This is a genomic window from Microbacterium capsulatum (assembly GCF_030865425.1).
Lineage (GTDB): Bacteria > Actinomycetota > Actinomycetes > Actinomycetales > Microbacteriaceae > Microbacterium > Microbacterium capsulatum.
This window is the reverse complement of sequence record NZ_JAVFCB010000001.1, coordinates 173,482-196,316: the sequence shown is the minus strand read 5'-3', so window position 1 is coordinate 196,316 and position 22,835 is coordinate 173,482. Positions and strand designations below refer to the sequence as shown.

General features: G+C 71.1%; 29 protein-coding genes, 1 tRNA gene and 1 other RNA gene. 10 read left to right on the top strand and 21 right to left on the bottom strand.

Translation table 11 applies throughout. From position 1 onward, the window contains the following. The gene (locus RBR11_RS00970; RefSeq protein ID WP_308487421.1) at nucleotides 1–906 is read left to right on the top strand and encodes a TolB family protein; all 906 of its coding nucleotides are present in this window, start codon (nucleotides 1–3) and stop codon (nucleotides 904–906) included. A gap of 4 nt (nucleotides 907–910) precedes the next feature. Here the strand turns inward: RBR11_RS00970 and RBR11_RS00965 are convergent, their stop codons facing one another. The 3 genes from RBR11_RS00965 to RBR11_RS00955 form a co-directional block, all read right to left on the bottom strand. Beyond that, nucleotides 911–1,306 (bottom strand): DUF6855 family protein, encoded by a 396-nt coding sequence (locus tag RBR11_RS00965; RefSeq protein WP_308487420.1) that lies wholly within the window; start codon nucleotides 1,304–1,306, stop codon nucleotides 911–913. Between the two features lie 110 nt (nucleotides 1,307–1,416). Next, nucleotides 1,417–1,614: a hypothetical protein gene (locus RBR11_RS00960; RefSeq protein WP_308487419.1), complete on the bottom strand. Its 198-nt coding sequence runs from the start codon at nucleotides 1,612–1,614 to the stop codon at nucleotides 1,417–1,419. A 253-nt stretch (nucleotides 1,615–1,867) separates the two neighbouring features. Next, nucleotides 1,868–1,940, bottom strand: a tRNA-Lys gene (locus tag RBR11_RS00955). Between the two features lie 164 nt (nucleotides 1,941–2,104). Here RBR11_RS00955 and RBR11_RS00950 point away from each other — a divergent pair. Together RBR11_RS00950 and RBR11_RS00945 are read left to right on the top strand one after the other, a co-directional pair. Next, nucleotides 2,105–2,914: an inositol monophosphatase family protein gene (locus RBR11_RS00950; RefSeq protein WP_308487418.1), complete on the top strand. Its 810-nt coding sequence runs from the start codon at nucleotides 2,105–2,107 to the stop codon at nucleotides 2,912–2,914. Next, nucleotides 2,911–3,510, top strand: coding sequence for a hypothetical protein (locus RBR11_RS00945; protein WP_308487417.1), 600 nt, complete (start codon nucleotides 2,911–2,913; stop codon nucleotides 3,508–3,510). Before RBR11_RS00950 ends, RBR11_RS00945 begins: the two co-directional genes overlap by 4 nt. 13 nt (nucleotides 3,511–3,523) lie before the next feature. On the opposite strand, the gene RBR11_RS00940 is transcribed toward RBR11_RS00945, so the two are convergent. Continuing rightward, on the bottom strand, nucleotides 3,524–4,132 hold the full coding sequence (locus RBR11_RS00940; RefSeq protein WP_308487416.1) for a hypothetical protein: 609 nt from the start codon (nucleotides 4,130–4,132) through the stop codon (nucleotides 3,524–3,526). A 206-nt stretch (nucleotides 4,133–4,338) separates the two neighbouring features. Between RBR11_RS00940 and RBR11_RS00935 the strand changes: the two genes are divergently transcribed. Then, nucleotides 4,339–5,517 carry a low temperature requirement protein A gene (locus RBR11_RS00935; protein ID WP_308487415.1) on the top strand — a complete coding sequence of 393 codons (1,179 nt, stop codon included), beginning with the start codon at nucleotides 4,339–4,341 and terminating at the stop codon, nucleotides 5,515–5,517. A 42-nt stretch (nucleotides 5,518–5,559) separates the two neighbouring features. Here the strand turns inward: RBR11_RS00935 and RBR11_RS00930 are convergent, their stop codons facing one another. Beyond that, nucleotides 5,560–5,865: a YciI family protein gene (locus RBR11_RS00930; RefSeq protein ID WP_308487414.1), complete on the bottom strand. Its 306-nt coding sequence runs from the start codon at nucleotides 5,863–5,865 to the stop codon at nucleotides 5,560–5,562. Between the two features lie 249 nt (nucleotides 5,866–6,114). On the opposite strand from RBR11_RS00930, the gene RBR11_RS00925 reads away from it, so the two are divergent. From RBR11_RS00925 to RBR11_RS00915, 3 genes are read left to right on the top strand one after another with little or no spacing between them, the layout of a single operon-like run. Further along, nucleotides 6,115–6,765 carry a hypothetical protein gene (locus tag RBR11_RS00925; RefSeq protein ID WP_308487413.1) on the top strand — a complete coding sequence of 217 codons (651 nt, stop codon included), beginning with the start codon at nucleotides 6,115–6,117 and terminating at the stop codon, nucleotides 6,763–6,765. Nucleotides 6,766–6,767: 2 nt separating this feature from the next. After that, complete coding sequence (locus tag RBR11_RS00920; protein ID WP_308487412.1) at nucleotides 6,768–7,568, top strand: hypothetical protein; 801 nt, start codon at nucleotides 6,768–6,770, stop codon at nucleotides 7,566–7,568. Continuing rightward, nucleotides 7,569–8,438 carry a signal peptidase I gene (locus RBR11_RS00915; RefSeq protein ID WP_308487411.1) on the top strand — a complete coding sequence of 290 codons (870 nt, stop codon included), beginning with the start codon at nucleotides 7,569–7,571 and terminating at the stop codon, nucleotides 8,436–8,438. A gap of 201 nt (nucleotides 8,439–8,639) precedes the next feature. On the opposite strand, the gene RBR11_RS00910 is transcribed toward RBR11_RS00915, so the two are convergent. The 14 genes from RBR11_RS00910 to hflX form a co-directional block, all read right to left on the bottom strand. Next, nucleotides 8,640–8,873, bottom strand: coding sequence for a hypothetical protein (locus tag RBR11_RS00910; RefSeq protein ID WP_308487410.1), 234 nt, complete (start codon nucleotides 8,871–8,873; stop codon nucleotides 8,640–8,642). Further along, nucleotides 8,870–9,283, bottom strand: coding sequence for a hypothetical protein (locus RBR11_RS00905; RefSeq protein ID WP_308487409.1), 414 nt, complete (start codon nucleotides 9,281–9,283; stop codon nucleotides 8,870–8,872). Before RBR11_RS00905 ends, RBR11_RS00910 begins: the two co-directional genes overlap by 4 nt. Nucleotides 9,284–9,598: 315 nt before the next feature. Next, nucleotides 9,599–9,763: a hypothetical protein gene (locus tag RBR11_RS00900; RefSeq protein ID WP_308487408.1), complete on the bottom strand. Its 165-nt coding sequence runs from the start codon at nucleotides 9,761–9,763 to the stop codon at nucleotides 9,599–9,601. Then, nucleotides 9,760–10,122: a hypothetical protein gene (locus RBR11_RS00895; RefSeq protein WP_308487407.1), complete on the bottom strand. Its 363-nt coding sequence runs from the start codon at nucleotides 10,120–10,122 to the stop codon at nucleotides 9,760–9,762. Before RBR11_RS00895 ends, RBR11_RS00900 begins: the two co-directional genes overlap by 4 nt. Next, complete coding sequence (locus RBR11_RS00890) at nucleotides 10,119–10,379, bottom strand: hypothetical protein (protein ID WP_308487406.1); 261 nt, start codon at nucleotides 10,377–10,379, stop codon at nucleotides 10,119–10,121. Before RBR11_RS00890 ends, RBR11_RS00895 begins: the two co-directional genes overlap by 4 nt. Continuing rightward, entirely contained in the window at nucleotides 10,376–10,564 is a 189-nt protein-coding gene (locus tag RBR11_RS00885; protein ID WP_308487405.1) for a helix-turn-helix domain-containing protein, read from the bottom strand. Before RBR11_RS00885 ends, RBR11_RS00890 begins: the two co-directional genes overlap by 4 nt. A 275-nt stretch (nucleotides 10,565–10,839) precedes the next feature. Next, nucleotides 10,840–11,268: a hypothetical protein gene (locus RBR11_RS00880; RefSeq protein ID WP_308487404.1), complete on the bottom strand. Its 429-nt coding sequence runs from the start codon at nucleotides 11,266–11,268 to the stop codon at nucleotides 10,840–10,842. A gap of 508 nt (nucleotides 11,269–11,776) precedes the next feature. After that, complete coding sequence (locus RBR11_RS00875) at nucleotides 11,777–13,009, bottom strand: hypothetical protein (protein ID WP_308487403.1); 1,233 nt, start codon at nucleotides 13,007–13,009, stop codon at nucleotides 11,777–11,779. Next, complete coding sequence (locus RBR11_RS00870) at nucleotides 13,003–13,203, bottom strand: hypothetical protein (protein ID WP_308487402.1); 201 nt, start codon at nucleotides 13,201–13,203, stop codon at nucleotides 13,003–13,005. The genes RBR11_RS00875 and RBR11_RS00870 overlap by 7 nt, the downstream gene beginning before the upstream one ends. 122 nt (nucleotides 13,204–13,325) lie before the next feature. Next, nucleotides 13,326–13,523: a hypothetical protein gene (locus tag RBR11_RS00865; RefSeq protein WP_308487401.1), complete on the bottom strand. Its 198-nt coding sequence runs from the start codon at nucleotides 13,521–13,523 to the stop codon at nucleotides 13,326–13,328. 368 nt (nucleotides 13,524–13,891) lie between these two features. After that, nucleotides 13,892–15,127 (bottom strand): tyrosine-type recombinase/integrase, encoded by a 1,236-nt coding sequence (locus tag RBR11_RS00860; RefSeq protein ID WP_308487400.1) that lies wholly within the window; start codon nucleotides 15,125–15,127, stop codon nucleotides 13,892–13,894. Between the two features lie 177 nt (nucleotides 15,128–15,304). Continuing rightward, nucleotides 15,305–15,674: a transfer-messenger RNA gene (gene ssrA, locus RBR11_RS00855) on the bottom strand. A 138-nt stretch (nucleotides 15,675–15,812) separates the two neighbouring features. Continuing rightward, nucleotides 15,813–17,747, bottom strand: coding sequence for an MSCRAMM family protein (locus RBR11_RS00850; RefSeq protein ID WP_308487399.1), 1,935 nt, complete (start codon nucleotides 17,745–17,747; stop codon nucleotides 15,813–15,815). Nucleotides 17,748–17,815: 68 nt separating this feature from the next. Beyond that, a complete protein-coding gene (hflX, locus tag RBR11_RS00845) occupies nucleotides 17,816–19,321 on the bottom strand; it encodes a GTPase HflX (protein ID WP_308487398.1) in 1,506 nt (501 codons plus the stop codon). Between the two features lie 74 nt (nucleotides 19,322–19,395). Here hflX and RBR11_RS00840 point away from each other — a divergent pair, with 74 nt between their 5' ends. After that, on the top strand, nucleotides 19,396–20,037 hold the full coding sequence (locus tag RBR11_RS00840; protein ID WP_308487397.1) for a class I SAM-dependent methyltransferase: 642 nt from the start codon (nucleotides 19,396–19,398) through the stop codon (nucleotides 20,035–20,037). A gap of 49 nt (nucleotides 20,038–20,086) precedes the next feature. Here RBR11_RS00840 and dapF read toward each other — a convergent pair whose 3' ends face one another. Further along, nucleotides 20,087–20,959 (bottom strand): diaminopimelate epimerase, encoded by an 873-nt coding sequence (gene dapF / locus RBR11_RS00835; protein ID WP_308487396.1) that lies wholly within the window; start codon nucleotides 20,957–20,959, stop codon nucleotides 20,087–20,089. A gap of 150 nt (nucleotides 20,960–21,109) precedes the next feature. On the opposite strand from dapF, the gene RBR11_RS00830 reads away from it, so the two are divergent. Together RBR11_RS00830 and RBR11_RS00825 are read left to right on the top strand one after the other, a co-directional pair. After that, on the top strand, nucleotides 21,110–21,730 hold the full coding sequence (locus RBR11_RS00830) for a ClpP family protease (protein ID WP_308487395.1): 621 nt from the start codon (nucleotides 21,110–21,112) through the stop codon (nucleotides 21,728–21,730). A 1-nt stretch (nucleotide 21,731) separates the two neighbouring features. Next, nucleotides 21,732–22,358, top strand: a complete 627-nt coding sequence (locus RBR11_RS00825) for a ClpP family protease (protein WP_308487394.1) — start codon at nucleotides 21,732–21,734, stop codon at nucleotides 22,356–22,358. Here RBR11_RS00825 and RBR11_RS00820 read toward each other — a convergent pair. Continuing rightward, on the bottom strand, nucleotides 22,340–22,690 hold the full coding sequence (locus RBR11_RS00820; protein WP_308487393.1) for a helix-turn-helix domain-containing protein: 351 nt from the start codon (nucleotides 22,688–22,690) through the stop codon (nucleotides 22,340–22,342). The genes RBR11_RS00825 and RBR11_RS00820 overlap by 19 nt on opposite strands. Nucleotides 22,691–22,835 lie beyond the last annotated feature (145 nt).

Here is a 22,835-nt window from a genome sequence, read left to right as displayed (position 1 = left end):
ATGCCCGACGACGAGGCGAGTCCCGAGGGCGTGCTGCGCCCGGGTCAGTCCGCGCGGATCCGGATCTGGGACCGGGCAACGGGCTCCGTCCGCACCGTCTTCGAGTCGCGCGACCGGCTGTACGAGGCGCCGAACTGGACGCCGGACGGTCGGCTCCTCGTCAACGGCGACGGCGCGCTCTGGCTGCTGCCGGCGGACGGATCCGCCCCGCCCGGGCGGATCCCCACGGACGGCCTCCCGAAGGTGAACAACGATCACGTGCTGAGCCCCGACGGCCGCACGGTCTACGCGTCGGCGATGGACTGGCGGATCTGGTCGGTCCCGGTCGCGGGCGGCCCGGCACACCGGATCACGGCCGACGACGGCGGCATGCACTTCCTGCACGGGATCAGCCCGGACGGCGGCCGGCTCGCCTACGTGCGGCTCGATCCGGCGGACGGGGACTGGTGGGCGTCTGCGACGATCCGCACGGTCGGCGTGGATGGGCGGGACGACGTCGCAGTGACGACGCATCCGGGGCCGGCGGACGGCGGCGAGTGGACGCCGGACGGGGCATGGATCCTGTTCAACACCGAGCAGTTCTCCCCCGGGCACGCGCAGCTCGCCCGGATCCGTCCTGACGGCACGCAGCTCGAGCAGCTCACGGTCGACGAGCGGGTGAACTGGTTCCCGCACGTCGCGCCGACCGGCGACGTCGTCACCTATCTGAGCTACCCGCCCGGCACGACCGGGCACCCCGCCGACCTCGATGTCGAACTGCGGCTGGTCGCGGTGGACGCGTGGCAGGATCCGACGGTCCTCGTGCGGCTGCACGGAGGTCAGGGCACGATCAACGTGCCCAGCTGGGCGCCCGACGGATCGGCCTTCGCGTTCGTCGACTATCCGATCGCGCCGGCAGGCGCCTGACAGCTCAGAGCGCGCGCACCCGGTTGTTGCGGGCGTTGTGCTCGAGCTCGACGAGGCCGAGGTGCTCGAGCAGCGGCGGCAGATACATCCCGAACCGGCCGCGGTAGCCCTTGCGCAGGCCGTACCAGCCGCCGACGGGGTTGTCCTCGGCCCGGCCGAACGCCTCGACCGTGCCGTCGGCGGCGGGCTTCTGCTCGTCCGCGGCGCCGAGCGGCACCCAGTCCCCCTGCGCGGCCAGCCACGCGTGCAGATCCTCGATCGCCCGCGCCTGGTAGCGCAGCGTCGTGGACCCGACCTGGCAGACCAGTTCGTCGCCGTCGCGGTGCATCGTGTACTCGCTCGATCCCGGTGCCGTGCGCAGCTGCCAGGGGTTCTCGGGTGTTCCTTCGGCATCGCTCATGGCGCGAGTCTAGTGAGCCGGGCGGTCACCCGCCAGGGTGGTTTTGGGGGCGCAGGGCGGCGCCGCGGGGGGTGGGTGCGGGCGGCTTCGCGCCGCCCGCACCCCGGACATCACACGATTTCGGCGGAGAACCGCCGCAGCGTCGCGTCGAATTCGAGCACCCGCACGTCGAGTGCGACGCCGGGCTCGGCCTGCACGCCCCGCGCGAGTCCCGGCACGCCGGCGTACTCCACGAGAACACCGAACGGCAGGGCCTTCGTCACGACCGCGCTGATGACATCGCCGGCTTCGAGAACCTGATCGTCCATGCATTCACCCCCTCTCCCGGATCGGGCGAAGGAGGACAGGAGGATCACGGGGCGGCCGGGTCGCCCTTCCGTGTCGTGCCGCGCAACGCGTCCAGCACCATCCCGATCTTCACGGAACGATCCTAGTCCGGTGCGGTCGTGCGGGGACCAGGAGAACCGCGGGCACGTTCGGTGCATGCACCGAAGCACCGTCCCGGAATCGACAAAAGAGCCGGTCGGGCCTTTTGCGGTCCGACCGGCTCTTTCTCTGTCGTGCACCCCCTGGGACTCGAACCCAGAACCCACTGATTAAGAGTCAGTTGCTCTGCCGATTGAGCTAGAGGTGCTCGGCGTGCCGGTTGCCCGGCCGAGGAATCACATTACCAGCGGACAGGACGGATGTGAAATCGGCGCCGTCCGGCCGTGCATCCCTGGCGTGTCGTGCGCGCCGAGCACACTCCGGGCTCTCTCCGACGGGCGGCGCCGGCGGCCGTCCCCGTATCCTGGAGGGGTGTCTGAGACTCGCGCCGATGCCGACTTCCAGAGCGACCTCGACCTCGCTCTCCGCCTTGCCGACGCCGCCGACGCGCAGTCGCTGCCCCGCTTCGACGCGGCCGACCTGCACGTCTCGCTGAAGGCGGACCGCTCGCACGTGACGGATGCGGACCTCGCCACCGAACGCGCGATCCGGGAGATCCTGCGGGCCGAGCGTCCCGAGGACGGGATCCTCGGCGAGGAGTACGGCTCCTCGGGCGACGCGCGCCGGCAGTGGATCATCGACCCGATCGACGGCACCGCCAACTTCCTGCGCGGAGTTCCGCTGTGGGGCACGATGATCAGTCTCGCCGTCGACGGCGTCGCCCGCGTCGGCGTGGTCAGCATGCCCGCACTGGGACGGCGCTGGTGGGCGGCCCCCGGCCTCGGCGCCTGGGCGTCGACCGGCGCCGAGCCCCGCGCGATCCGGGTGTCCGGCGTCGCGGATCTCGACGACGCGAGCGTCAGCTTCCAGAGCATCGGGCAGTGGGACGACGCCGGCCGGACCGACCAGCTCCTCGCGCTGTCCCGCCGGGTCTGGCGCGACCGCGGGTACGGCGACGTGTTCGCGTACATGATGCTCGCCGAGGGCCGGATCGACATGGTCGCGGAGTTCGACGTCAAGGAGTACGACATCGCCGCGGCGTTCGCGATCGTGACCGAGGCGGGCGGCACCGCCACGGCCTTCGACGGCACGCCCACGCTCTCCGCGCGGTCGGCCCTCGCCACGAACGGCGTGCTGCACGACGCGTTCCTCGGATTCTTCGCGGCCCCGTCGAGCCTGTGACGCACGCGCCCCTGATCCGCCGCTCCGTGCGCGTCCTCCTGCCGGCCGTCCTGGCCGCCGGGCTGATCGCCGTCGCCACGGCGTGCAGCCAGGGCGCCCCCGCCCCGAAGACCCCGCCCTCGGCCACGTCGACGGCGGAGGCGAACGGATCCGGCACTCCCTCGGCCTCCCCCGCAGCGAAACCGGCCGCGAGCAACGGCCCGCTCACCTGCGACACCCTGATCACCCCGGACACGGTCGCCGCCCTGAAGAAGCAGGGCTGGGCCGCGAAGCAGCGGGAGTTCTCGTTCGGGCCGAACGTGCTGCCGGGCGGTCTGCAGTGCATCTGGGCGGACCAGACCCAGGCGTCCGATCACGGGCTGCTCTACGGCTGGGCGCCGATCTCGGCGAGCGACGCGCAAGGCCGCGAGGCGCAACTCGTCGCCGAGGGCTGGATCCGCGAGGACAACGCACGCGGCGTCTACATCACCGCGGATCCCCGCTACTCGCTCAGCAAGGACGATCAGGGCTACGGCATGACGTACCTGTTCAGCGACGGCTGGGTGACGGTCTCCGACACGAAACAGGGCCTCGTCCTCATCCAGCCGCAGCGCTGAGTCCTGGACGCGGTCAGATCCCCCGGCGCCGCAGCTCCTGCGCGAGCGGCCAGGACGCGTGATCCGCGGTGCTCGCGAAATCGGGGACGTTCGTGGCGACGACGAGATGCAGCAGGTGGTCGCCCTGCAGCACGAGCGACTGGCTGGCGCCGTGGAGCCCCTGCGCCGCGCCGGGAACCATCTGCGCGCAGGTGAAGGCCGAATGCCGGGCGTCCTCCCATGCACAGGTCCCCGACACGCCCGATCCGCTCATCGCGGCGTAGCTCGCCTCGAACGCGGCCGACGTCATACCGGGAAGCCGCAGCACCTCCGCCGTCGCCGTGCGGCCGCCCGCGTCGGGCGTGCTCACGTAGCCGCAGCCGTGCGTGATGTCCTTCGTCGTCACGTACGGCAGTCCCGTGATACCGGCGACATCCTGCACCGTGACGCCGATCGTCGCACAGTTCCGGTCGGGCGCGGCGGACGCCGCGGCGGGCGAGGGCGAAGCCGCGACGCCGCGCACTGCCGTCGACGACGGGCTGGGCGCACCGACGGGCCCCGCGGCGCACCCGGCGAGGGCGGCGGCGAGAGCGGCGGCGAGGATCGCGGTCAGGGCGATCGCGGACTGTCGGCGGGTCGTCATCTCTTGCTCCCGGGTCGGACGGACGGGCCTCATGCTATCGGGAACGCGGTCGCCGATCTGATCCCCCTACGATCGACGGCCGGCCGTGCCGCCGGCTCGACGCATCGCTGCGAGGCGCGGGCAGCAGCACCCTGGCCGGTCGATTCGTCCTGGCGCGTCTGCGCCGGAACCGAGTCTCACCGCCCGCATCGCGGCATGATGGGCAGATGATGTGGGGACGGCTCCGCTCGGGGACGGATCGCGATGCGTCGCGCGCCGACTGGATGGAGCTGTTCTTCGATCTCGTGTTCGTCGCGCTCATCGGGCAGCTGGCGGCAGGCCTGCGCACGGATCCGTCGTTCGGCGAGATCCTGAAGTTCCTCGCCCTGTTCGCGTCGGTGTGGTGGTCTTGGGTGAACCTCACCTACACCGTGAACGTCCAGCTGGGGATGTCCCGGCGGACGCTCGCCGGCTACATGCTCGCGGCGATGGCCGCCGTCGGGGCGATCGCCGTCGCCGCTCCTGAGGCCGTGGGCGGGCGCGCCTGGCTGTTCGCGCTCGGCAACGCCGGGCTGCGCTGCGTGATGCTCGTGCTGTGGACGCGGCGGAGCTGGACCACGAGCGTCGCCTCCCGCGTCCGGCTGCTGTCGTACAACGGCGCGACCGCGGCGATCTGGGCGGCATCCGCGTTCCTGCCGGCGCCGGTGGACTACGCGTTCTGGGCCGTCGCGATCCTGTGCGAGGTCGTGCTGCTCGTCGCGAGCGCACCGGGGCTGCTGCGGCGCGTGAACACGCTGAACGCGGACCACCTCGCCGACCGGTTCGGCACCCTCGTGATCATCGCGCTCGGCGAGTCCGTGCTGGCCGTCGTGCTCACACTCTCCGGCGCGATGACGCCTATCGCGGCGGTCACGGCGGGGCTCGGGCTGATCGTCACCGCGGGGATCGCCTGGAGCATGTTCATGTTCGGCATCGACGCGATGCGCGATGGACTGGAGAGCCTCGCCGCGCGCGACGACTCCCGCGGCATCGTCGAGACGTTCGCGTTCCTCCCGTACTTCCTCGTCGCCGGGGTGATGCTCCTCGCAGGTGCGCTGTCGACGGCGGTGCGGGCACCCCTCATCCCCCTGCCGCCGGCCGCCGCGGTGTCGCTCGGCGCTGGGGTCGCACTCGCGTACGCGGCGAACGCCCTGATCTCCGCCCGATACGGTGTGCGGGCCCGGTTCGTGCTGTCCTGGGCGCTCCCCGCGGTGCTGCTGCCGCTGGCCTCGATCCCGCTGGCTCTGACCCTCCCGGCGGCAGAGGCGGTCGGCGGCATGGCCGTCGTGCTCCTCGCGATCGTGCTGATCGCCGAGGCACTCGCCCGGCGCTCGCACGCGGCCGGCACGACGGAGGGCCGCCGCTGACGTGGCGACGGCCCTCATCGGATCCGAGGACGGATCCGCGGATCACATGACGGGCTGCGTCTCGTAGACGTCGATCGTGCCGCCCATGGCCTTGTGCGGGTGCCCCTCGAGGAGTGCGGCGATCGCCTCGTACGAGTCGCCCTGGAGCAGCGAGTAGCCGCCGACGGTCGGGTCGGCGCCCGGCGAGACGGGCGCGGTCGGGTCGCCGAAGTTGACGATCGCGTCGCCGGCCCTCTCCGCCCAGCCCGTCCAGGCCGACATCATCTCGGCGGCCTGCTCGGGCGTGGGCTCCGGCATCGCCGCCATCGCGGCCGGGTCGGCGCGGTAGATCAGCAGGTAGGTGGTCATCGGAACTCCTCTGTTCGGTGGGTGGCGCGGACGGATGATGCAACTGAAGCCTGGCGCACCGCGCCCTCCGGCGGAACACAGCGGATCCGATTTGTCAGCATCTCCTGAAGCGTGCACACCCTCGCCGGAATCCTTGTCCCCCAAATGGGGGACAAGAATCGCGAAATCCGTATAACATCATCTCGATATACCGGTCCGCGAGATCCAGAGGGCCGGCCCCCTCCCGAGCAGAAGACAGGTGTCGTCTCGATGAAAAACAGGTTCCGCCGCGGACTGCTGGCGATCGGCGTCCCCGGCCTCGCGGTGCTTCTCGCATCGCTCAGCGTCTCCTTCCTCGGCAGCACCGGCACGGCGACGCCGACCGTGACCTCGGGATCGACCTCGTCGAACTTCGTCTACCCGATCTCCACGAGCACGTCGCCGCTTCCCAGCGGCGTCACGTTCGGGAAGTACACGACGAGCACGACGACCGGTTCGACGACGACCCTCTCGGTCGTTTCCCCGTCGTGGACGCCGATCGCGCAGTCGGCGACCACGGTGACGACCGCGGGCGACCTCGCGATCATCGACGCCTCCACCGCGAACCTCGGCACGCACACCGGGCTCACGGTCAGCCTCTACGTCACGAACCTGGCGAGCCTGCAGAAGGACTACAGCTCGTACTCGCTGCCGGTGAACGTCTACCAGTGCCAGACCGCGTGCACCTCGAACGCCGCCTGGACCCAGGCGACGGGCGTGAGCGTCAGCTACCTGACCTCGACGAGCGGCTACCTGACCTGGAACCTCCCGGCAAACTACTACTACGCGATCACCGTCGACACCGGGGGCAGCCTCTACAACACGGCGACGACTCCCGCGAACCTCTCGCCCGCGTACTACTTCACCGCCCAGCCCATCTAGTCGTGCGCGCCGTGCTCGACCCGATGACGTCGGAAGGACGACCGTCGGCCGCTCCGACCGGCCGGCGGTTGTTCGCGGTGGCCGGCGTCCTCGTCTCGTTGGTGGTGAGCGGCTCCTACTGGCTCGCCAGCACGGGCGGCTCCTCGCCTGCGATCTCGCCCCCCGCGGGCGCGCCGGCGAGCGGGGAGGTCGCCGAGGTGACGCCCCTGTCGTCGACAGTGACCCGCCCGAACGGCGGAGCGCTGCTCCAGTCCGGAGTGGCGCTGGCCAAGCTGCAGATGAGCTACCAGATGGCGAACGCGATCCGCGTCGACGTCTCCTGGACGAATGCGGTCCATGCCGCGCAGGTGCTGAACAATCCGAACGCCTTCATCTCCACCGGTCTCTACCACGCCATCCACACGGGATCGTGCGTGAATGCGACTGCGGGGAGCGTCGCCGCCCCGCTGGTCAACGTCACGGACACGGACTCGGTCGTCTACTGCGCCGCTCTCGATCAGGGCACGACGGGCATGGTCGACTCGGCGGGCAAGCTCCTGCTGGGAGGAAGCCAGGTCAACGGCTATCTCGCCCCTGCCATGGCCGGCAGCAACGCGTTGAGCGCCTGCGCCGCCGCGCCCGGCAGCCCGACCCTCGCCCAGGAGGAGGCCCAGGCCGCGTGCCAGCCGGCGAGCGCATCGAACGCGTCCCAGAACACGCTCTTCGTGATCGCGTCGATCGTGACGCCCGGCGGCATCCCGCAGGGCCAGCAGGCGTCCCTGTCCAGCCTGACGTTCTATGTCCGAGCCTCCGTGTCGGGCTAGATGTTCCTCGCCCGCGCAGGCGATCGGCCTTTCCCGATCAGCACCCCCACGGACGGCCGGCGTCTCCGCCGCACCGCCGGGGCCCCTCGCGGGCTGAGGCGGGCCCTGTCGTTCGCCGTGCGCTGGGTGCCCGCAGCGCTCGTCGTCGCGGGCGTCATCGGCTACTTCGCCCTGGCGGTCGTCAACCAGGCCAGTCCGCCCCTCGTCGCGGTCTCCGGCCGATCGATGACCCCGACCATCGTCACGGGCGAACTCGTCGTGCTCCATGGCGTGCAGCCGGCCGATCTCAAGGTCGGCGACGTGATCGCGGTGATCGTGCCGGCCGCCGACCAGAAGCAGTACGACCTGCCGTCCCACGTCGTGCACAGGATCGTGAAGATCGAGAACACCCCCGCCGGGCGCGTCTTCGCGACCAAGGGCGACGGGAACTCCGGCAACGACGTGTTCCAGACCTTCCCGAGCGGCGTGGTCGGCAAGGTCGTCGGCCACGTGCCCTACCTCGGCTATCCGATCCTCTTCGCGAGCAGTCCCCAGGGGATGATCTTCCTGGGCGCCGTGGCGCTCGTCGTCCTCCTCTATTTCCTGCTCGGACTCCTGGAGGGCCGGCGGAGCCGCCAGGAAGGGACCGCGCAGGCCATGCGCGCTCTAGCGGAGGACATCGCGGAGCTGAAACTCCTGCTGAGCCCCTCCGCCGACCGCCCCGGGGATCCCCCGCCCCCCGCCCCCGGCGAGGGCTCGGCCGTCCGGGACCTCGCCGCATCGGTCGCTCGGCTCGACGCCGTCGTCCGAGAGCTCGCGGCACGCGTCACGCACGCCGACGAGCCGGGCGCGTCCGAGCCCGCGGACAGCCGGGAGAACAGCGTGGTCTGACCGCACCGCGGCCCCGCGCGGGATCAGAGCGACGAAAAAAGTCCGCCTCCACCGGGATACCCCGGGGAGGCGGACCTTTCACAGCGACAGCGGCGCGGTTCTGACGAGCAGAGCTCGATGTGGAGCTGGGGGGAATCTCGGATGCTCCGTCTCTGATCAGGTGTTTTCCTGTTCGAACGGACGAATCCGTCTATTTTCTGCCTATTCGGGCGTGTCGCGCGCTCCGAGATCGTCGATCACGACGGGCACGTCAGCCGGGAGCGCGGCGAGGTAGGCGTCCAGGTCGGGCACGTCGCGCTCGACGGCATCCCTCCCCCAGTAGCTCTCTCGCGCGACGTGCGCGCCGTCGAGCGGTCGGAGAATCACCAGGAACGGCATCGAGCGATCCGAGCCGCCCATCTCCTCCAGGCCGCTCAGCCGTCGAGCCACGGTCATGCCGACCTCCGTACCGTGCCGACCGCGGCGAGCGGATCGCGTGCCGCGTCGGCATCCGTGAGCAGACGCTCCAGCCGCTCGACGCGCTCAACGGTGTCGATGATCGCGACCCAGCCGCCCGCGCTTTGGAGCAGCGCACGCGCCGCCGAGACCCGCACAGAGGAGGGCTCGGCCTCGTCGATCATGATCGAGTCCAGGACACGTACGGCGCGCGACACCGAGCCTGTGGCGGCCATGATCGCACTGTTCACGATGTCGGCGCGGTGCTCGCGCAACTCGGCGTCGAAGTCGTCGGCGTGCACCATGCGGTGCGCCGTCGTGCGGGGGATGCCGACCTCACGCGCCGCCTCCGCGACCGAGCTGCCACCGATGAGCGCCCCCATCAGCCGCTCGCGGCGCGTCCCGGTCACGATGCGCCTTCCTCACGATGACGGCGTGCCTCGCGCTTGAGACGGCTCCGCTCCGCGAGCGCGGCGGCGAGCGAGTGACCGGCCAGCTTGCGGCGACGCGCCTCGCGCGCCTTGTCCCGGCGACGGTCTCGGCTGTGACTCCTCGCGCTCATCGGAGCGGCCTTCCGGCTTCGAGGTCCCGGGAGTCCTGGCACACCGAACACGAGCACCACGGCGAGCAGCGCGGGATCGTCGGCTGGCGCGCCTCGACCGGCCTCGCGGCCCCGCCATTCGCGTAGACCGTGACGCGCGGCGGCTCGGCGGGCGTCTCCTCGGTCACGGCTTCGCCTCCTCGGCCTGGATGCCCATCGCCTCGGCGAGCACCCGCGCGTCGCGATCCTGCTCGGACTCTTGTTCGTTCCGCCCCGGAGCGGCGGGCACGCCGAGCGCCTGCGAAAGGATCCGGTCGGCCTCGGCGATCTCCTCGGGGATTCCGATCATGCCGTCACCCCCATCAGCTCAGCGATCCGCTCACGGATCCCGGGCAGCAGCGCCGGACGAGCCTGGCGTCCACCGGATCCGGGCACGAGGCCGAACTTCTCCCACGAGTTGACCGCCTCCTCGAAGAGCGCACCGCCCAGCGCCTCGCGGACGGTCGGGTCGGCGAGCGTGCCGGTCATGTCCCGGCAGCCGGGGCCGGGGTTCGCCGTGCACTCGTCGCAGAGGTTGAGGAAGCGCACGTCGAGCGTCTCCGCCGTGGACCCGTAGAGGTCCGTCACAGCCATGTAGCGCGGCCTCACGTCGCGACGCTTCTCGCTGCACGCGCCGTCGCAGGTCGCGTAGTTGTTCGGATCGGTCATTGGTTCGTCTCCTTGCTGTTGGTGGTCTCGGTGGTCTGTGGCGAGCGCATCGCCTGAAAGAGCGCGTAGTCGAGCGCGCCCAGTGTGGTCGGCGCGATCAGTGCGCTCGCGTCGATCTCGCCGAGCGGCAGAGCAGCCGCCTCGGTATCGGTGAGCCTCCGCAGCTCGATCACGAGCGGGCTCGCCGGGTCCGTCTCATCGGCGCGCCATGCGACGACGCGCGTCGTCGGCTCGGCGACCTCCTCGGGCGCGCTCACGTCGTCAGGCCTTCCCGCGTCGCCGTGGGGCGCGCCCATGCGTCGAGACTGGACGGGTCGATGCGCACCGAGCGCCCGAGGCGCACGGCCTCCAGCTCGCCGCGCGCTACGGCGCGTTCCAGGGTGCGGACGCTGAGGCCCGTCCGATGGGCTGCGCCGCTGTACGTCAGCAGCTCCCCGGTCATGTCGTCTCCCTTCGTGACGGGCTCTGTCCGTCTATGGGTGACCGTATGCGGCGCGTCGCGCCGGGCTCGGGAGGCCCGGTTATCGGGTGTCCGCGGGCAGAAGACCGCGTGTGCCCGCGCGTCGCGGGTACGCGGCGAGCGACTATCGGGAAACTCTCAGGAACGCTCGGGCTCCGAACCGTTAGCCAGCGGATAGCCGCTCCACGGACGCCGTGCCGCGTGAATCCGCGGAGATCCGGCCCGCTCATTCGCTGTACCGAATCTCCGCGGGCCAGTCAGAGCGCGCGGTAGGTCATCCAGCGGCCGTAACCGTCAGCGGCGAGCGCGCCGTCCGCGACAAGCTCGCGGAGCCGTCTTGCGAGCGCGGCGCTCGTCCACTCGACGCCGAGGCACCCGAGGCGCGCGACGATCACCGCGCGGCCGATGGGCTCATTCTCGTCGGCGACGATCCGGAGCAGCGCGTCACGGAGCGCCGCCGTGCGACGATCCCGCTCCCCCGGCTCACGCCGTGCGATCAGCGGTCGGCCGCGGGGCCGTCGCCCCTCGCGCGTCCGCGTCGCCGCCTCGGTGAGCGTGTGCTCGTGCTTCAGCCGTTCAGCCTCGGCGCGGCGCACAGCGGGGAGCAGCACGCGATACGAGCACTCCGTACACCAGACCAGTACGGTCTCGGCCGACGAATCGAGCCGGACCACAGCCGCGCTCATGATCGGCCTCGCGTGTCGTTGCCATTCGGGCTCAGACGTTCCGCGCACGCGATCAGCCAGCGCCCCGGCCCGCCCGTTAGGCACCCTTCGCCGGGCTCCAGCCAGTGGCCGCAGACGTGACACGGCCCGGCGAACCGGTTTCGGGCTCGGGGCTTGCCGTCCTTCCGCCATGCCGGGAGCGGGTCGGACGCGCGGCCGGGCATCCCGCACCGCGGCGAGCGCGCCGCTCGGCCGTCCTCGGACCCTGCCGACGAGCTGCGGTAGGACGAAAGGACGAAACGTCCTACCCCCCTATCCCTTTCCCGGAAATACATGAAAGAGAGCGGTATCCCGTCGTTGATAGGAGACCCCCTCAGGACGAAACGTCCTGGCGTCCTTTTCGCGTATTTCCGCGGGAAACGTCGTCCTACTAGGACGGTTCTAGGACGGTTCCGCGACCGGATCCCGCCGCCGCCCGGTGACGCGGGAGAGCACACCTCCGCCGCCACCGATCGGCGCATTTCGGCGATCACGCGGTTACCATCCCGCGCGCGACCAGATCCCGGAGGATCGTCTTCTGATTCCCGTTCAGCCTCTGCTGCGCTTGCGGGAACGTGAGTCCGCCCTTCATCAGAACCTCCATGCGGTCGAGCACGGTCTGTTCCTTACGGCGCTCGGCGCGGTCCTCCAGCGCCACGGCGAGATCCGCCTGACGCTCGGTCGCACGCCGTGCGCGGTCGGTCTCGGCTTGCTGCATCCGCTCCCGAGTGCGGTCGCTGTGCCCCATGACGGCGTTCGCGAGGATCCAGTCCTCGGAGGTGAGCGCAGCGCGGCCGTCCAGCACCATGAGCGCCACGGCGACCTTCACGCGCACGAGCAGCGAGTGACCATCGATGGCGCTCACATCGCCCCGGTTGGCGCGGTGCTTGTGCTCGCGGTGCTCGGCGTCCATCTCCGGCAGCGCGACCACCTCGGGCACGTCGTCGAGCGCGAACTCCCACGCGACCGACGGCACCGCGAACGGTTCCACCGGCGTGAGATCGTCCGGCAGCCGCTCGTCGGTGTGCAGCCAGAACCAGAGGAACCGGCCGGGCAGACCTCCGGCCACGGCGTCCTCGTTCAGCAGCACCTCGGCGCGCTCCGGCTGCGCCGCCACGGTGAACGTGGCGCGGTACTCCCCCGCGGCTGCCGTCAGGCCGGTGCCGTCCGAGCGCTGCCCGCCGAGATCGGACCCGCTGACTCCCTCTTTCAGGTACTCCAGGATCGTCGAGCCCTGACGTCCGCCGAGCTGCGCCAGCTTGCCCACCTCGTCGAAGTACACCCTGACGGCGTGGTCCTCGTGCAGCCAACCCGGATAGGGCCGCTTGTCTTCCCCCTTCTGCCAGCCGACGAGCGTCGCCACGACGGCCTCACCGGAGCGCACAGCCGAGAACCCGCGCGGCTCCTCGGGGAACGTCACCGCCTCACGCGCGGCACTCTCCAGCATGGTCTTCCCGCCGCCGCTCTTGCCACAGAGCACGGCGGCCGCGTTCAGCGAGGTACGCACGCCGACCGATGACCGATAGGTGACCTCCCACGGCACCACGGCGAGCGCTCGCATGAGCACCGCGCCGAGCAGCGCCTCGGGAGCCGTGAGTGTCCGAATCGCGTTCGCCCGGATCGCGGCGAGCACCGGCCGCGCGTTCCAGAACTCTTCCGGCGCGTCGATGAGCATGCGGCGCTGACGCCGGTGCTCCTCCAGCTCCTGCTTCGTCTTCACCATGCGCCCCCGTTCTCCCACGGGTGGGGAACCGGCGTCGGCACGCCGTTGACGAGCCGGTAGCTCTGTGCGGCGCCGTGCGCGTCGTCGCTCACCGCGATACCGGCCGCCTCCAGATCCTCCAGCAGAGCCGCGATCCGCGCTTCCAGCGCGGCAATGCGGGCGTCACAGTCTCCGTGGTCACGTTCCCAGCTCACGAGCGATCACCGCCCGTACGCGCCGCCAGCGATGCGAGCGCTACCGTGGTGCCCGTAGACGTGTCGTTCTCCAGCCCGTCGAGCCGCCCCAGCTCGGCGGGCTTCCTCATTGCCCGCATCGGTCAGATCACCTCGATGGGCGTCGTGCCGCTGTCGAGGTTCACGCGGATCATGCGCGGACCGAGGCGCACCGCCTCGACGTATCCGCCCCGGATCAGGCGGTCCAGCGTGGTGAGGTCGATCCCCCACGCGCCGCAATAGTCAGCCTTCGTGCCCCAGCGCTTCGCCGTGGCGGTCTTCGTGTTGGGCTTCACAGCCATGTCGGTTCCTTCAGTCGTAATGACTGGAAGGGCCGACCCGCGGCCGGGTCTCCTTGCCTTGCCACGGCCAGCGCAGAATGCGCCCGTGGCGGCTCACGTGTTCTGTCGCCACCGAGGTGCCAGCCCGGTGGAAGGAAGCATTCGACGGCTCCGCGTCTCTGTCCGACACACTATCCTGCGGCAAGCTGCCCGCGCAAACCGTATTTGCCGTCTGACCAGGCAACTTACACCCTTAGAGGGGGATGCCCCCTGATCAGCCAGAGATACGAATAGGCGTCCGGATAGCCGGTCGGCGAGCACGACGACGGCCCCGGCCGCGTGATTCCGTGAGCCGGGGCCGCTGAGGTAGATCTCCCCCGCGCGGCGCGTCAGAGCAGCGCGGCCAACTCGCGGTCCCGCTCGGACGACGGGTGGAAGTATCGCATGGTCACCTTCGGGTCAGAGTGCCCAACGCGGTTCTGTAGCTCGGCGAACGTCACGCCGGGGAGCTGGCCATAGAAGGTCAGGCCCGTGTGGCGCAGACCGTGGAACGTGAAGTCGTCGCGGCCCATCACCGCGCGCTGAACCTTCCGCCAGGTGCGGTCGAGCACCGATGACGGCAACGGCTCCGAACGGTCGCTCACGCTCGTGAGGATCGGCGACCCGGAGCCCGGCTCGGTGTGGCTCCCGAGGTGACCACGGAGCGCGTCGAGCATCCGAGCGGGCACCGCGAGATCACGGCGCGAGGCCTTGGTCTTCAGCGGCCCGCGCTTGCCGGTCTTGGTGCTGATCTGCGTCCGGACGAGCAGCGTCGCCGCGTCCGCGTCCTTCGCCGCCGAGGGCTTGCCGCCTTTCGTCCACCTCACATCCTGCCGTCGGAGCCCCAGCACCTCACCGAGCCGGAGCTGACACCACACGCCGAGGTACACCGCGAGCCGCCACCGATCCGGCATAGCTTCGTACAGCACCTCCACCTCGTCGCGCGTTGCAACGTAGTCGTCTTGGTCGTCCTTCTCGCGTACGGCCGTGTGCAGCGGCTGCGGCACGGTCGGCACCGCGTCGAGCCAACCGAGATAGACGGCATCGTCGAACATCTGCCGGAGGTTCGCCGCGACCCACGACGCGACGCCGTTGCCCTTGTCGGAGTAGCGCGAGGTCTTCGCCTGGAGCGACTTCACGAGCGCGTCAACGTGCTCCTGTGTGACGGCCGAGATAGCCAGCTCGCCGAACGGCACGCCGTCCGGCGTCAGCCACGGGAGCGCGTTCGCCTTGATCCGGCTCCGGTAAGTGATGATCGTGGACTCGCGGAGACCGGGCACGACGCGGCCACTCCGGCGCGTGTGCTCCGCGCCCTTCCACGCGAGCCACTTCTCGGATGCCTCGGCGACTGTGACCGAACGCGCAGCCTCCGCGGCCCGTGCCTTCGCGGCCTCAGCCTTGACGACGGCGGGCGGTTGCCAGGTGCCGTCCATCACGCTCGTGTGAATCTTCGCGAGCGCGGCGCGTGCGTCGCCGATGGTCGCGAACGTCCGGCCGCCTGTGTACTTCTTCCCCGCGACCGTGTAGCGGATCCGGTACGCCTTCGGCTTGCCCTCGACGGATCCCCAGCCCTTGCCACGTCCCACGGTGCCCCTCCTCGGATAGCCAGCCTGTCTATTTCGCGGCTAACTATAGCCAGCAGGTGCCGTTTCGTGCCGTCTTATGCCCTATCAGCCGACCAACGCAAAACCGCCCCGCTCCCCTACTCTCGTAAGGGATCGGGGCGGTTTCATGCGGCAAATCCGACCATGCGACAGCGGCCATTGTGGAGCTGGGGGGAATCGAACCCCCGTCCAACGCTGAGTCTCCACGCCTTCTCCGGGCGCAGTCTGTGCAGACGTTCTGCTCGGCTCCGACCTTTGTCACAGACACCTAAGTCGACAAGCCCAGCCTGGGAAGAGTCCCGCGTGACGTCCAGACGCCATCACACAGCAAGATTCCTAGATGACGCCAGGATCCGTATCGGAATCACATACGGTCTGACGGACTATCGGGCTCGCTTAGGCAGCGAGGGCGAAGTCAGTGCGCTTAACGTTGGCACTTATTGGTTCGCAGGGAGCGTTCACGAGATAACCCTGCATCCTCGGCCCGCTTCTCGTAGATTCACAGGCGCTGTCGAAACCGATCAGCCCCGTGTTCCTTCTCTCGAAGGAGCCGCTGTCGCACTGTGGATTTGTCAGAGGGCGCGCGAAGCGCCCGAGCATCACACAGTACAACGGTTTCGACCCCGCCGCCATTCCACGCCCGGCCGTGCGGTGCCGATCCGAAATCTCAGGCACGCCGTCGACGGACGAGGACCAGCGCCGCGGCGCCCGCCAGCAGCAGGGCCAGCCCCACGCCGACCGCCGGCAGCGGATCCGCGCCGGTGGGCGCGAGGGCGCTCACCCTGCCACCGCCTGCCGCCGGCGAGGTCGTCGTGGGCGCGGGGTCGGGATCCGGCGCGACCTGCGCCGGCGCGAGCACGAAGTCCTGCCCGTCGATCAGTTCGCCGGCCGCGGTGATCGTGAAGGCGCGGCTGGTCGGGGTCGAGCCGGTGAAGCCGGGCGGAACGGTCACGTCGATCGTGTAGTCGCCCGGAGCGAGGTCGCCCAGCTCGTAGGTGCCGTCGGCGGCCGTCGTGGCGGTCAGAGGGCCGCCCTGGGCCGCGACCGACACGGTCGCACCGGCGTGCGGCGCGCCGCCTCCCTCGGTCACGGTGCCGGCGACGGATCCGAGCCGGGAGAGCGCGAAATCGACACCGGTGACGTCCCCCGCGCCCACGGTCTCGGTGCGCGATCCGGATCCGACGACGTCGTATCCCTGCGGAGCGGCGACCGTCACCGTGTAGTCGCCGGACGGGCTCTTCGGGAACGCGTAGGTGCCGTCGGCCGCAGTCACGGCCTGCACGGTCCCGCCCGGGCCGTTCGCCGTGACGAGCACGCCGCCGATGCCGGTGCCCGCCACGGCGACCGTGCCGGAGATGGTCGGCGGCGCCCGGAGCACGAAGTCCTGGCCCGTGATCGGGGTCGTGCTGCCCAGCGGGACGGTGAACGGCGCGGGAGAGGAGATGAGCGTGTACCCGGCCTGGGGGGTGATGGTGAGGACGTGCGGGCCGACCGGGACATCGTCGAGGAGGTAGGCGCCGGTCGCGTCGGTGACGACCGTGCGGCCGCCGTCGAGCACGACCGTCGCGCCGGCGATCGGAGTGCCGTGCGTGTCCTTCACCGTGCCGGAGACCGGGACCGGCACGATGTCGCGCACCGAGAAGTCGACGGTGCCGTCCTGGTTCGTGACGTCGACCGTGCCGCGCGGCGCGTCGCTGATCCTGCCCGGCGGCGGGGCGATCTCGACCGTGTAGCCGTCGGCCGCGACGACATCGGCGAAGGAGTAGGTGCCGTCCGGGGCGGTCGCGGTCTGGCCGATCACCGTGCCGTCCGGCGCGACGAGCCGCACGGTGGTGCCCGCCGACGGGGCGGAGGCGCCGGTGTCGGTGACCGTGCCGGACACGGTCCGGGTGATCGCAGCGAACCAGGTCTGGTACACGGGGAACCCGGCCCGGCGGGTGAAAGCGAAGGTCAGTGAGGAGACCGGGGTGTTCGGCTCGAACCATGCGGCGGCGCCGCTCGTGTCGACAGCCCCGAGGTTGCCGGTGAGGGTCGCGGTCGCGGGGTCCCAGCTCGGCACGTCGGCCGGATCGCCGGTGCAGGACGGCGCGCCGGGGGCGCCGGTGGCGCAGTAGTTGAAGCCGCCGCGGAAGCCGAGCTCGGCGGCGGTGAGCCGGTGCCCGTCCGGCCCGAGAGCGGCGATCTGCACCTTGTCGGCGTCGATGTCGCCGAGCACGAACGTCCAGCCGGACGCCGTCGTCGCGTGCGCGAACGTGTACGTGGTCTCCGACGGGGCGGTCGGGGTGTCCGCGCGCGGACGGAGGTTCAGGTACTGCTGGTCGCGGCTGCTGCCGTACTTCTGCCCGACCGGCGTCGCCGCCGAGAGCCAGGTGCTGGCGCCCGAGATCACCCCGACGGATCCGCCGCGGGAGTCGCTCGTGTACGTGGCACGAAGCTGCGGGGACGCGATCTGCAGACCGCCGGTGTACGCCCCGGGACTGCCGGACATCGGCGTCCAGTCCGCCCACGGCGTGCCGGTCGCGGCTGCCGCCGGAGCCGCGGCGAAGGCGAGTGCGGAGAGGGCGAGCAGGACCGTCACCACAGCCGAGGCGGCGCGTCTCATACCGGTATATTGACAGATCCCGCGCCGCCTGCGCACGTGTCTCGTCGCACGACGTGCGACGAGACACGTCAGTCCGCGAAGGGCGCGAGCTCCGCGGCGAGACGCTCGGAGACGTGGGCGTGGATCCGCGTCCCGCCCTCCTCGTGCACGACCTCGAGCAGCAGCCCCGTCTCGTGCACCGCCGCGACGAGGTCTCCCCGGTCGTACGGCACCACGGCGCGGATCTCCACGGCCGGCTTCGGCAGCATCTCGTCGATCGTCGCGCGGAGCTCGGCGATGCCCTCGCCGGACCGCGACGACACGAAGTGCGCGCCCGGCACCAGGCCGCGCAGCACCATCCGCTCGTCCTCGTCGATCAGGTCCGCCTTGTTGAAGACGACGATCTCGGGGAGCTTCCGCGCGCCGACGTCGCCCATCACGTCGCGCACGGTCTTGATCTGACCGGCCGGGTCAGGGTGGGATCCGTCGACGACGTGCACGATGACGTCGGCGTCGGCGACCTCCTCGAGCGTGGAGCGGAACGCCTCGACGAGCTGGTGCGGCAGGTTGCGCACGAAGCCGACCGTGTCGGTGAGCGTGTAGATGCGGCCGTCCGCGGTCTCGGAGCGGCGGACCGTCGCATCCAGGGTCGCGAACAGCGCGTTCTCCACGAGCACGCCGGCGCTCGTGAGCGCGTTCAGCAGGCTCGACTTGCCGGCGTTCGTGTACCCGGCGATCGCCACCGAGGGGATCGTGTTGCGGCGGCGCTCGGCGCGCTTGGCCTCTCGGGCCGGCGCGAAGTCGCGGATCTGCTTGCGCAGCATCGCCATCCGGGTGCGGATGCGACGGCGGTCGAGCTCGATCTTCGTCTCACCGGGACCGCGCGATCCCATGCCCGCGCCGCCGGCGCCGACCTGGCCACCGGCCTGGCGGCTCATCGACTCGCCCCAGCCGCGCAGCCGCGGGAGCAGGTACTCGAGCTGCGCGAGCTCGACCTGGGCGCGGCCCTCGCGGCTCTTGGCGTGCTGACTGAAGATGTCGAGGATCACAGTGGTGCGGTCGATGACCTTCACCTTGACGACGTCCTCGAGGGCGCGGCGCTGGCTGGCGGCGAGCTCGGTGTCGGCGATGACGGTGTCGGCGCCGACGGAGGCCACGATGTCCTTGAGCTCCTGCGCCTTGCCTCGGCCGAGGTAGGTCGCCGGGTCGGGGTGCGGGCGGCGCTGCAGCAGTCCGTCGAGGACCACGGCGCCGGCCGTCTCGGCGAGCGCGGCCAGCTCGCGCAGCGAGTTCTCCGCGTCGTCCTGCGCGCCCTGCGGGTACACGCCGACGAGCACCACGTTCTCCAGGCGCAGCTGCCGGTACTCGACCTCGGTGACGTCCTGAAGTTCGGTGGAGAGCCCGGGCACGCGGCGCAGGGCGTGCCGCTCCTCGAGATCCCATTGCTCGCCGTCGGCGGAGGAGTGACCGGCCGTCGTCGCGTCCTGCAGCGCCTGGGCGGATCCGAACACGTGCGATTCCGCACGCCGCTCCCCCGCCGCCAGGACGCGCTCCACCGCGTCGCCGTGTTCGTCGTGTGTCGTGGACTGCGTCATCCGCACCTTTCTCGTGCCCGTCGAATGAGGCGGGCGCCTTAACTTTAGCTGTGAGTGTCCGCTACGCTCGCTGCATGGGGTCCGACCACTACTTCACTGCGGCCCCCGCAAGCCCTGAGAACCTCCGTCGGATCCGGGTCGTGCTTGCGGGCCGCGAGGTGGAACTCACCACCGCCGCGGGAGTCTTCAGTCCCGATCATCTCGACGTCGGCACCTCCGTGCTGCTCTCGAACACCCCGCCGTCGCCCCCGGGCGGGCATCTGCTCGACCTCGGCTGCGGCTGGGGCCCGATCGCCCTGTCGCTCGCGGTCGCCTCTCCGCATGCCACGGTCTGGGCCGTCGACGTGAACGAGCGCGCCCTCGATCTGGTGCGGCGCAACGCCGCGGCGCTCGGCCTCGACAATGTCAACGCCGTCACCCCGGACGATGTTCCCGAGCACGTCTCGTTCCGCACGATCCGCTCCAACCCGCCCATCCGGGTGGGCAAGAGCGAGCTGCACGGCCTGCTGGAGCGGTGGATCCCCCGGCTCGACGAGCGTGCGGACGGCTGGTTCGTGATCAGCCGCAACCTCGGCGCGGACTCGCTGCAGCGCTGGCTCGCGTCGACGTTCGACGACGGCTACAGCGTGTATCGCACGGCGACGGGCCGCGGCTTCCGCGTGCTCAAGGTGCGCCGTCACGGCACGCCGCGCACCGAGGGCATCGTCCTGCCGTAGCGCCCGGCAGACGTCCGCCCGGCTCACGCCGGGCGTCGGCGCGCAGGCGTCACGCGAGGTCGATCTCGCCGCGGTAGGAGAGCTGCGCGGTGCCGGAGAGGAGGGCGTGCTCGCCGTCCTCGCGCGAGACGACGCGGACGCCGAGCGTGCCGCCGGGGACCTCGACCCGCCACTCGTCGGGCGCGCCCGCGCCCGCCCAGTGCCGCACGGCGAGCGCGGTCGCGACGATGCCGGTGCCGCAGCTGAGGGTCTCGCCCACGCCGCGCTCGAACACGCGCATCCGGACGTGCCCGACACCGTCCTGCACGAGGGGCTCGGCAGGCACGACGAACTCGATGTTGGCGCCGTGCTCGGGCATCGGGGCGAGCTCGGGGGCCTTCGCGAGATCCAGGCCGTCGAGCTCCGCATCGGAGGCGATCGCGACCACGACGTGCGGGTTGCCGACGTCGATGCCGAGGCCGGGGCGCGGCACGCTCAGGCCGGTCGCCCGCGCCAGAGGATCCTCGCCGGACAGCCGCCAGCGGCCGATGTCGGCGCGGTAGCCGTCCTCGCTGCGGGTCACATCGCGCACACCCGCGCGCGTGCCGATCGCGAGGGATCCGCCGTCCGCCATCTCGGCGAGACCCGCGCGCAGCAGGTAGTGCGCGAAGACGCGGACGCCATTGCCGCACATCTCGGCGATCGAGCCGTCGGCGTTGCGGTAGTCCATGAACCACTCGGCGTCCGGGTTCTCGGCGAGCGCCGCCGCGCCTTCCGGAAGGGCCTTCGAACGCACGACCCGGAGCACACCGTCCGCGCCGATGCCGAAATGACGGTCGCAGAGCGCGGCCACCTGGTCTGCGCGCAGGTCGATCTCCCCGTCCGGGTCGGCGATGATGACGAAATCGTTGCCGGTGCCCTGCCCCTTGGTGAATGCGACCATCCCCCGATTCTAGGGGCGCGCGGGGAGGCGGTCGCTGAGCCGGGATCCGGCCCCTGGACAGGCTCGGGGACAGGGGCCGATCCGCCGTGGGCTGATCCGCTTGGGGCGGATCCGGCTGCGCCCGAGGCCGGCGCGACGCACGCTGGGGACATGACCGATGACGCACCCCGCAACCTCTTCGACGCCGACACGCGTCGCATGCTGTTCGCGCGCCGGATCCTCGTCCTCGACGGGGTCCTGGACGACGACAACGGCGTACTGCTCATGGCTCAGCTGCTCGCCCTCGCCGCCGACGACGCGGTCGCCGACGTCACCGTGTGGATCCACTCCCCCGGCGGATCCGTCCCGGCGATGCTCGCGATCCGCGACCTCATGCGCACCGTGCCCTGCGACGTCGCGACCGTCGCGTTCGGCCTCGCCTGCAGCGCCGGGCAGTTCCTGCTCTCCGCGGGCACGAAGGGCAAACGCAGGGCGCTGCCGCACAGCCGCATCCTGCTGCACCAGGGATCCGCGGGCATCGGCGGCAGCGCGGTCGACGTCGAGCTGCAGGCCGCCGACCTGCGGCACACCCGCGACACCGTGCTCGGCCTCATCGCCGAGGACACCGGCCAGCCCGTCGAGCGCGTCTTCGAGTACTCGCTGCACGACCGCTGGTACGGCGCCGAGGAGGCCCTCGCCTACGGCTTCATCGACGAGATCACCGCGGACTTCGCCGCCGTGATGCCGCCCGTCACCCGCCGGAGCATCGGCCTGACCGCAGAAGGAGCCTGACATGCCGTCCTTACTCGTCCCGAACGTCATCGCGACCTCGCCCCGCGGAGATCGCGTCCTCGACGTGTACTCGCACCTGCTCTCCGAGCGGGTCATCTACCTCGGCACCCCGCTCGACGCGGACGTCGCGAACGTTCTCGTCGCACAGCTGCTGCACCTGGACGCGACGGGGAGCGACCGCGACATCCAGCTCTACATCAACTGCTCCGGCGGCGATCCGAGCGCGATGCTCGGCCTGTACGACACGATGCGGTTCATCCGCTCCGATGTCGCGACGTTCTGCGTCGGGCAGGCCGTCTCGGTCGGGGCCGTGCTGCTGGCCGCGGGCGCCGCGGGCAAGCGCGCCGCGCTGCCGCACGCCCGGGTGATCCTGCACCAGCCGGCCGCGCAGGGTCGCGGCACGATCCCGGACCTCATCCTGCAGGCAGAGGAGGTCGTGCGGGTGCGCGGCGACCTGGAGCGGATCCTGGTGCGGCACACCGGGCAGAGCGCCGAGCGGCTGCGCGCGGACACGGACCGCGACCTGGTGCTGACAGCGGAGGGCGCGCGCGAGTACGGGCTCGTCGACCACGTCGTCACCCAGGCGGTCGACGCGCCGACCCGCGCGGCTCAGGCGGCCAGCGCGTAGGCCGCGCGGACCACCGCCGGCTGGGCGACCGTGCCGGCCGGCGCGGCGGATCCGACCGCGATCCGCTCGGCGACGCCCAGGGTCAGATCCCGCAGCGTGAGGTCCAGGGCGCCGGAGACGGCGGCGAGCATCTCGCTGGACGCCTCTTTCCGCCCGCGCTCCATCTCGGAGAGGTACTGCGGGGAGACACCCGCGCGGCGGGCGGTCTCGACGAGCGTCTCGCCGCGGTCCGCACGGGCGTCGCGGAGCAGCTCGCCCACGACGGACCGCCACAGCCTCTCCGGCCCGGTCGGCGTGCGGTCCGGACGGGGATCCTCCTGCGGCTGGGTCATGGCGTCATGCTAGGCACGCTCTCCGGACCCGCGCGAGCGGATCCGCTCTGAGCAGAATCCCGGGCCGCCGCTGCCGTTCGCTGGTCGCGACACGCCGCTCTCACCCCCGGGGGGCCGCGGGTGGCGGCCCCCCAGCGGGGGAAAA